The organism is Curtobacterium sp. LFS084 (assembly GCF_047977705.1).
Lineage (GTDB): Bacteria > Actinomycetota > Actinomycetes > Actinomycetales > Microbacteriaceae > Curtobacterium.
The window spans coordinates 25,407-33,816 of record NZ_JBFPFM010000035.1 but is presented as its reverse complement, the minus strand read 5'-3'; the positions used below and the strand labels follow the sequence as shown (position 1 = coordinate 33,816).

General features: G+C 71.6%; 8 protein-coding genes. 4 read left to right on the top strand and 4 right to left on the bottom strand.

What is annotated here, in order from left to right:
- Positions 1-209 precede the first annotated feature (209 nt).
- From ACNQOV_RS15075 to ACNQOV_RS15060, 4 genes are all read right to left on the bottom strand, one after another.
- The gene (locus ACNQOV_RS15075) at positions 210-812 is read right to left on the bottom strand and encodes a DUF1992 domain-containing protein (RefSeq protein WP_416395513.1); all 603 of its coding nucleotides are present in this window, start codon (positions 810-812) and stop codon (positions 210-212) included.
- Positions 813-825: 13 nt separating this feature from the next.
- Complete coding sequence (locus ACNQOV_RS15070; protein ID WP_042723588.1) at positions 826-2,655, bottom strand: glycoside hydrolase family 15 protein; 1,830 nt, start codon at positions 2,653-2,655, stop codon at positions 826-828.
- A gap of 65 nt (positions 2,656-2,720) precedes the next feature.
- Positions 2,721-3,488 (bottom strand): alpha/beta fold hydrolase, encoded by a 768-nt coding sequence (locus ACNQOV_RS15065; RefSeq protein ID WP_416395511.1) that lies wholly within the window; start codon positions 3,486-3,488, stop codon positions 2,721-2,723.
- The gene (locus ACNQOV_RS15060; protein ID WP_416395509.1) at positions 3,488-4,015 is read right to left on the bottom strand and encodes a phenolic acid decarboxylase; all 528 of its coding nucleotides are present in this window, start codon (positions 4,013-4,015) and stop codon (positions 3,488-3,490) included. The genes ACNQOV_RS15065 and ACNQOV_RS15060 overlap by 1 nt, the downstream gene beginning before the upstream one ends.
- A 64-nt stretch (positions 4,016-4,079) precedes the next feature.
- On the opposite strand from ACNQOV_RS15060, the gene ACNQOV_RS15055 reads away from it, so the two are divergent.
- The 4 genes from ACNQOV_RS15055 (at position 4,080) to ACNQOV_RS15040 (ending at position 8,406) form a co-directional block, all read left to right on the top strand.
- On the top strand, positions 4,080-4,541 hold the full coding sequence (locus ACNQOV_RS15055) for a MarR family winged helix-turn-helix transcriptional regulator (RefSeq protein WP_416395507.1): 462 nt from the start codon (positions 4,080-4,082) through the stop codon (positions 4,539-4,541).
- Between the two features lie 529 nt (positions 4,542-5,070).
- Complete coding sequence (locus ACNQOV_RS15050) at positions 5,071-6,237, top strand: RtcB family protein (protein WP_402265638.1); 1,167 nt, start codon at positions 5,071-5,073, stop codon at positions 6,235-6,237.
- A 128-nt stretch (positions 6,238-6,365) separates the two neighbouring features.
- A complete protein-coding gene (locus ACNQOV_RS15045) occupies positions 6,366-7,199 on the top strand; it encodes a DUF1206 domain-containing protein (RefSeq protein WP_416395505.1) in 834 nt (277 codons plus the stop codon).
- Between the two features lie 127 nt (positions 7,200-7,326).
- Positions 7,327-8,406 carry an alpha/beta fold hydrolase gene (locus ACNQOV_RS15040; RefSeq protein WP_416395503.1) on the top strand — a complete coding sequence of 360 codons (1,080 nt, stop codon included), beginning with the start codon at positions 7,327-7,329 and terminating at the stop codon, positions 8,404-8,406.
- The last annotated feature ends 4 nt before the right edge of the window (positions 8,407-8,410 follow it).

Below are 8,410 nucleotides of genomic sequence, written 5' to 3'. Positions count from 1 at the left end.
TGCACGTCTCCGGCGACGCCGCGAAGCTGCTCAACAGCACCTTCAAGACCGACGCCGTGAAGTCCGGCCTCCTCGTCGGCGTCGCGACCATCACCGCCCAGATCAAGTAACGCCCCCCGCCAGGACGACCGCAGCACCGCGCCACGAGCGCGGTGCTGCGGTCGTTCTGCTGTCCGGGGGAGGGGACGGTCCAGGAGGCGCGGCTCACCTCACCGACGTCGGTGCCACCACCGTCGTGGTCGGTCCGCCTCAGCGGCTGCCCGGTCCGCGGCCGCCTGCGCCTCGGCCGCGAGGCGTTCCTGCTGGCGTTCCCGCCAGCGCCCCACCTCGGTGTCGACGTCACGGAGCGGGGTCACCACCGGCGGCCCACCGAGCAGCTGCCGACGGGCCTCCTTCACGCGGGCGTTGAAGTCCTCGAGCACGGCACGGACGTCGGCCTCGAGGGCGAGGTCGTCGAGCCGTCCGTCCAACTCGCCGTCCTCCTTGCGCAGCGACAGCGCCGGCGGAGCGATGCCGGTGATCTCCTCGCGCTCGATCTTCGCCTTGATCCACCAGTCGGGATCGTGGCGCCCGTCGTTCCCCGGGAGCGGCTTGCCGTGGTACGGGTTGCCCTCGAAGGCGCCCCGCCGCTCGGCCTGTTCGATCTGGGCGCGGGCGTGCGCGGCGACGTCGGCGGCCTTCAGGAGCCGACGTTCCTCGCGGACCTCGTCGGGGTCGAGGGACCCGCGTTCGATCTCGCTGTCCACGAGCTGCTGGTACCGGTAGCGAGCGGCTCGTCGCAGCCGGTCCATGCGTGCATCGACGTCGTTCATGACCCCTCCATGATCACTCCCCGGAGCGCTCCTCGCCAGCGACCTCCTCGATCGTGAGCGCCGCCTGGATGAGCGCGAGGTGCGACAGCCCCTGCGGGATGTTGCCCATGAAGGCGCCGTCCTCGCTGATCATCTCGCTGAACATGCCGACGTCGTTCGCCTGCTCGACCATCTCGTCCATGAGCGCACGGGCGTCGTCGACCCGTCCGACACAGGCCATCGCGGCGGCGAGCCAGAACGAGCACGCCACGAACGGCGACTCCTCGGACTCCATGCCCGAGTACCGGTACACGAGCGGGCCGTGCTGCAGCTGCTCCTCGATCGCGCGGATCGTCGACTCCATGCGGGGGCCGCGGTCGAACGCGCTCATCGCGTGCAGCAGGATCGACGTGTCGAGCTCGTCGGACCCCGGGTACATCACGTAGTACCCGCGCTCCTCGTCCCACCCGTGCTCGGCGACCCACTGCTCGATGAGCTCGCGGTTCTCCACCCACTTGTCGCGGGGACCGTCGATCATGCCCGCGTCGTGCAGCTCCGCCGCGGCGTCGAGCGCCTGCCAGCACCCGATCTTGCTCGAGACGTAGTGCTGCGTGTCCTGCAGCTCCCACATGCCCGAGTCCGGCTCCTCCCAGCGGTGGCACGCGTCGTCGGCGAGTCCCTGCAGGACGGCGGCGGTCTTCCGGTCGAGGACGTTGCCCGCGCGGACGTACTGGCGGAGGATCTCGAAGACGTCGCCCCACACCCCGAGCTGCAGCTGGTCCCCGGCGCGGTTCCCGATGGTCACGGGGCCGATGCCGTTCCAGCCCGGCACGTCGCGCTCCTCGACGCCGTCGCTCTTCGAGCCGTCCAGCCCGTAGAAGATCGGCATGTCCGAGTCGTGCTCGGCGATGGTCCGCATCACCCACGAGACGGCGGCGTGGGTCTCCTCGCGCAGCCCGAAACGGGTCAGCGCGTGCACCGTGTAGGACAGGTCGCGGACCCACGCGAAGCGGTAGTCCCAGTTCTTGCCGCCCGTGCGGTCCTCCGGCAGGCTCGTCGTCGGCGCTGCCGCGATCGCACCGGTCGGCGAGTAGATGAGCAGCTTCAGTGCGAGGGCGCTCCGTTGCACGTGTTCGGCCCACGGTCCGTCGTAGTCGAACTCCCGCGACCAGGTGGCCCAGTTCTCGATCGTCCGGTCCATCGCGTCGAGGGCGCTCTCCGGGCGTGGCATGAAGATCGGTTCGTCGTGCGTGCCGACGATGGTCAGGATGTGCTTCGAGCCCTCGGTCGCCGAGAACCGTCCGGAGAACCGCGGCCCGTCGTCGTGCCCGGGGTCGAACCCGTGCTCGACGATCGCGATCGTGATGCCGTCGATGCCGATGACGGCACCGTTGGCGGTGTCGAGTCGCTTCGGCTCAGCCGTGTTCAACAGGGTGCCCGGCACGACGGCCCACTCGAGCTCGACGCTGCCGGCGACGCCCTGCACGCACCGCGCGACCTCGGCCCACGGCAGCCGTCCGGCGACCCCGGTCACCATCGCGTCCGTGACGGTCACGGTGCCCGTCGACGTCGTCCAGGTGGTCACGAGCACGTTCGTGCCGGGCAGGTACTCCCTGGAGACCCGGGCGTCCTGGTCGACCGGGCGGAGCGCGACGTACCCGCCGTGCTCGGCGTCGAGGATGCTCGCGAAGACCGGCGGTGAGTCCATCGACGGGATGGGCAGCCAGTCGATGCGCCCGTCACGCGCGACGAGCGCCACGGTCCGACCGTCGCCGATCGCCCCGTAGGAGCGGAGCGGCGCGTACCCGTCGGTGCGTTCCTCGTCGTGGATCACGTCAGGGGTGTCTCCGGTGCGCTCGGTCATGCTCCCAGACTGCCCGTGCCCCGTGCCGGGCCATCAGGCGGACGTACCCCGCGGCGTCGGACCGGTCAGCGCACGCTGCCGCTCGTCGCGGCGAGCAGGTGGTCGAGGAGCGTCCGTCGCCACGGCACCGACGACCAGCCGTGGTCGGCGCCCTCCACCGCGGTGAACACCGCCCCGGGGAGCACCTCGCCGTACCGCTGCCCGTACCGGACGGGGACGATCTGGTCCGCGGTGCCGTGCAGGACCTCGGCGGGGCCGGTGTACCGGTCGATCGTGTCGTACACGTCGAGGCCTGCCCGCACCTCGTCGATGAACGCGGTGCCGAGGGCCATGCCGCCGAAGTCGAACCACCCCTGCTCCCGCGCCGCAGCGAGCGGCTGCCCCTGGATCTCGTCGTGCCGCGCGATGTCGTCGACGACCACACCGGCCGGCGACCACAGGGTGAGCGTCGCGACCAGGTCGGGCACCCGCGCGGCCGCCATGGCGGACTCCACCGCGCCGAGGCTGTGGGCCACGACGTGGACGGGCGCGTCGGCGTCGGCGGCGAGGCTTCGGATCATCCGGGCGACCTGTTCGACCTCGTCGCCGATGGTGATGTCGGCGAAGTCGCCGTCGCTTGTGCCGTGTCCGAGGCGGCTGTAGGAGCGCGCGGCGGTGCTGTGCTCGGCCAGCGCGCGGGCGGTCTGGACGAACAGCTGCTGCCCGCCGGTGTCGGTGCTGCCGAAGCCGTGCACGAGCAGAGCGGCTCGGTGCCCGGGCGCGACGTCGCCGAGCTGCCACCCGCGGAGCGTCCGACCGCCGTGGTCGAGCGAGATCGTCGTCGTCGTCGCCATCAGTTGCTCCGGTCCGCGAATCCAGCGGGCAGGTCGTCCGGGGCGGTGTCGACGATGGTCTCGTCGTCCTCGCCGACGTGCTCGAACAGCGTGATGTGGGCGAACTCGGGCACGACGTAGATCGGGTAGGTGGGGCCCTGGTCGCGGTACTCGCGCATGCGGTCGAGGTGGTCGTTCTGGAACAGCACGGTCTTGCTGCCGTCCTCCTCCACCCAGTGCGGGAAGAAGATCGTGCCGTGCAGGACCCGCTCGCCGGGCACGACCGTCACGACGACGCTGGTACCGGTCGGTTCGTTCCACGACACCTTGTAGACGCCGGCGGTGAGGGCGACCAGGTCGACCTGCTGGTCCTTCACCCAGCGGCCGCCCACCATGCCGGAGTGGATGCGGTAGTCGATCGTGGTGGCGTTCTTCACGTACATCTCGTACTGCCACCCGTTGGCGTAGGTGTAGATGAAGCGGTGGCCGACGATGCCGGAGAGGTCCTGCTCGGGGACGGGGTGCTCGACGCTGGTGGTGATGTCCATGCCATCGAGTTTGCTCCCGGATTACGTTTGTTGCAAGCGTACTTCCGGTGACTACCCTGGGAACGTGGACGAGCGAGCGGACGGATCCGACCTGCCCCGGGTGGCCCGGCGACTGAGCGCCGAGATCGGGCCGTTCCGACGTGTCCTGCTGACCACCGCGCGGTCGTCGGTGGACCTCCCCGACATCCCGGACGCGCAGATCGAGGTGCTCCGACGGCTCGACGAGGACGGGTGGTCGAGCCCGACGGCGATCGGCCGTGCGCTCGGCCTCGCACGCTCCACCGTGAGCAACCTCGTCCAGGCGATGGAGCGCGACGGGCTGGTCGAACGGCGGCTCGCGCGCGGTGACGGGCGGAGCACCGAGGTCGGCTTGACGACCCTGGCCCGGGAACGGCTGGCGGTCTACGACGCCTCGGCCGAGCGGGTGCTCGTCCGGGCGATGTCCGCGCTGTCAGAGGACGACCGGCGGGCGCTCGCACGTGCGGTGCCGGCGCTCGCGCGGTTGCGCGAGCAGCTCGACGACTGAGACCAGCGACCGAGCCGGGCGACCGAGCCGGGCGACCGAGCCGGGTGACCGAGCCGGGTGACCGAGCCGGGTGACCGAGCCCAGCCGCCGAGCCGGGTGACCGAGCCCGGCGACCGGGCAGTCGACCGGCGACCGCGCCAGACGACACGCCCGGGATGACTTGTGCATCCCGGGCGTGTCGTACTACGGTCGTGCTCCTGCCCACCGGCAGGACCGCCCGTCCCGGGCACCAGTGGAAGGACCGCGCGTGCGCGCCGAACAGCACCCCGAACAGTGGGTCGAGCTCCAGCTCGACGCACTCGTCGTGCTGCTCGATCAGCGCAACGAGCAGCAGTCCGACCGCTACCCCGCATAGGCACGCGACGTCACCCGACGCCCCGTGCCCACCCGGCCCGGGGCGTCCTCAGAACGCGCTGCCCTCCGGACACCACGGCTCGTGGTGCAGGACGGCAGCAGGACCTCGCCTCGGACCGTCACCGAAGACCGTCACAGAAGGCGGTCGCCGACCGTCACGAAAGCGAGACGAACCATGCAGAAGATCACCGACCGATTGCTCAGCTGGGCCTCACTGCTCGAGGAGAACACCGAGCAGCAGGCCCGCACGACGGCACGGATGCCGTTCGTGTTCCCGCACCTGGCCCTCATGCCGGACGCCCACCTCGGGCTCGGCGCCACCGTCGGGTCGGTCATCCCGACCCTCGGCGCCGTCATGCCCGCGGCCGTCGGCGTGGACATCGGCTGCGGCATGATCGCGGTCCGGACGCAGTTCACCGCGGGTGACCTGCCCGACGACCTGCGGGTCCTCCGCGAGCAGATCGAGCGCGCGATCCCGCTGTCGGCGGGTGCGTCGAACCGGAAGGTCGTCGCGACCGCCGCGCCGCGGATCGCCGAGCTCGAGGCGATGGCCGAGGCCGCCGGCTTCGACCCCGCCGGGGCGCACGGCGGCTGGCGGAACCAGCTCGGCACGCTCGGGTCCGGCAACCACTTCATCGAGGTCTCCCTCGACGAGGCGGACCGCGTCTGGCTCTTCCTGCACTCCGGGTCCCGGGGCGTCGGCAACAAGATCGCCCAGCGGCACATCAGGATCGCCAAGCAGGCGATGCAGCGCTGGTGGATCGAGCTGCCGGACCCCGACCTCGCGTACCTCGTCGAGGGCACCCCGGAGTTCGACCGCTACATCGCCGAGCTGCGGTGGGCGCAGCACTTCGCGCTCCTCAACCGCGAGGAGATGATGGACCGCGTCGTCCGGCAGCTGTCCGAGGTGCTCGGGACCCCGGTCGACGAGCAGGAGCGGATCAACTGCCACCACAACTTCACGCAGCGCGAGACGCACTGGGGGAAGAGCGTGTGGGTGTCCCGCAAGGGCGCGATCCAGGCGAAGGCGGGACAGCCGGGGCTCATCCCGGGGTCGATGGGCACGGCGTCGTACGTGGTCGAGGGCCTCGGCAACAAGCCGTCGCTGGAGTCGTCGCCGCACGGTGCGGGCCGGCTGTTCTCGCGGAGCGCGGCACGGCGGACGTTCACGCACGACCAGCTCCGCGAGGCGATGGTCGGCATCGAGTACCGCGACACCGACGCCTTCCTCGACGAGATCCCGGCGGCGTACAAGCCGATCGACCAGGTGATGGCGGACGCGTCGGAGCTCGTGTCGATCCGGCACACGCTGCGGCAGGTCGTCAACGTCAAGGGTGACTGACGAGGCGACCACGGTCACGACGGGAGGCGCGGGGGGGGCCCCCCCCCCCCCCCCCGCCCGTCTGCCAGATCGCCGGGTGTCACCGCCCCTGCCGGACAGGGGCGGTGCGGACGGGCACGCTCGATGGGGTGAGTGAGCAGGCGGAACAGGCGGCCCGGACGACCGGCCGCGAAGCGAAGCGCATCGCCGACAGTCGGTGGTTCGAGCTGACGGCGCGCGCAGGGTTCGTCGGCAACGGCATCGTGCACCTGCTGATCGGGTACTTGGCGATCCTGCTCGGCGTCGGCACCGCGTCGTCCGGGAGCGAGACCGACCAGTCCGGTGCGCTCCAGCAGCTCGAAGCGGTCCCCGGCGGCGTCGTCCTGCTGTGGGTCGTGGCGATCGGGTGTGCGGCGCTGACGATCCGTCTCGCGCTCGAGGCCGTCGTCGGCGGCCGGACCGACAGCGCCCGTGCGTGGGGCAACCGGTTGAAGAACGTCGGCAAGGCCGTGGTCTACGGGGTCATCGCGTACTCCGCGGCGTCGTACGCGGTCGGCGCGGGGAAGAGTTCGAGCGGCTCGTCCCGGAGTGCCGCGGCCACGGCGCTCGCGACCCCCGGCGGTGTGTTCCTGCTCTTCCTCGTCGCCGCGATCGCCGTCGCGGTCGGCGTCGGCCTCGTGGTCATCGGCTGCCGGCGCTCGTTCTGGAAGCAGCTCGTCCGGCCGCGACGGCCGATCGAGCAGGTCGTCACCGTGCTCGGCGTCGTCGGGTACGTCCTGAAGGGCATCGCGATCGTGGTCGTCGGTGTCCTCGTCGCCGTCGCGGCGGTCCGGAGCGACCCGGACCAGGCGACCGGACTCGACGGGGCCTTCGACGCGCTGCGCTCGATGCCCGGCGGGGCGTTCGTCCTCGTCGTGATCGGCATCGGCTTCATCGCCTTCGGGGTCTACAGCTTCTTCCGCGCCCGCTACGCCCGCCTCTGACCACGGGGCGGACCCCGCGAACACCTTCAGCCACCGCCGGGGCGGTGTCCCGCTGATCGGCCGTCCCGCGGGTATCCTGGGCGATCGCCCGAAGCCGAGGAGCGACGACCGACCCGAGGAGACCCACGTGGACGACGAGCACACGGACGCTGGACCGGATCCGGCGAAGCGACTGGGCGAGGCGGAGGACGCCGACGTCACGGTCGAGGTCGACCGGGTCGCGGTGGACGGCACCTACGTGCGGGTGAGTTCGGTGGGGCAGCCCGGTGACCGGGCGTTCCTGCTCGTCGCGGGACTCGGGATCGCGGCCACGTACTACGAGCGACTCGCCCCGCACCTCAACGAGAACGGCCCGGTGCACGCCCTCGACCTGCCGGGCTTCGCGGGTGTCCCGCGCTTCCGGGGGAAGGTCTCGATCGAGCGGTACGCCGACGCGGTCGAGAAGGTCATCGACGACCTGCGGCTCGTCGACCCGGTGCTCGTCGGCCACTCGATGGGGACGCAGGTCGTGACCGAGGTGGCCGCCCGTCGGCCGGAGATCTCCGACCTGGTGCTCATCAGCCCGGTGGTCGACTCGCACGCGCGGACGGTCCGGCAGTCGGCGTTCCGGTTCCTCCGGTCCACGGTGCACGAGCCCGCGGCGGTGCGGTGGCACGGGATCACGGCGTACGCGCTGTGCGGGTGGCACTGGTTCTCGAAGGTCCTGCCGCGGATGATCGCGTTCCCGATCGAGGAACGCGCCGCCGAGGTGCAGGCCCACACGCTCATCGTCCGTGGCGAGCACGACGCGATGGTGCCGCGCGACTGGGTCCGGCGCCTCGCACGGGTGTTCCCGTACGCGGTGCTGCGCGAGGTCGTGGACGGTGCGCACTCGGTCATGCACGCGCAGGCCGACGCCGTCGCCCAGCTCGCGGTCGCGCACGTCGCCGGGCGGCTGCCCGACCGCGGCGTGTCCTCGCTGCAGCGGGTGCGGGACGACTCGACGTCGTCCGACCTCGCCCGGCTGAGCCCGCGGGACGCCTGGCTGCTCGTGAAGTCACGCTTCGTCGAACTGGCCGGCATGGCGCGGAACGACGACGAGACGCTCGAGGCCGCGAAGTCGGCGCACGCGGTGGCGATGGCGGACGGCGACGGCCTGCCCGTCGACCCCGCGGACCGTCGCGAGGTCGTCGACGAGGTCGCGCCGGAGACCCGAGGGTCGGACTGAACCG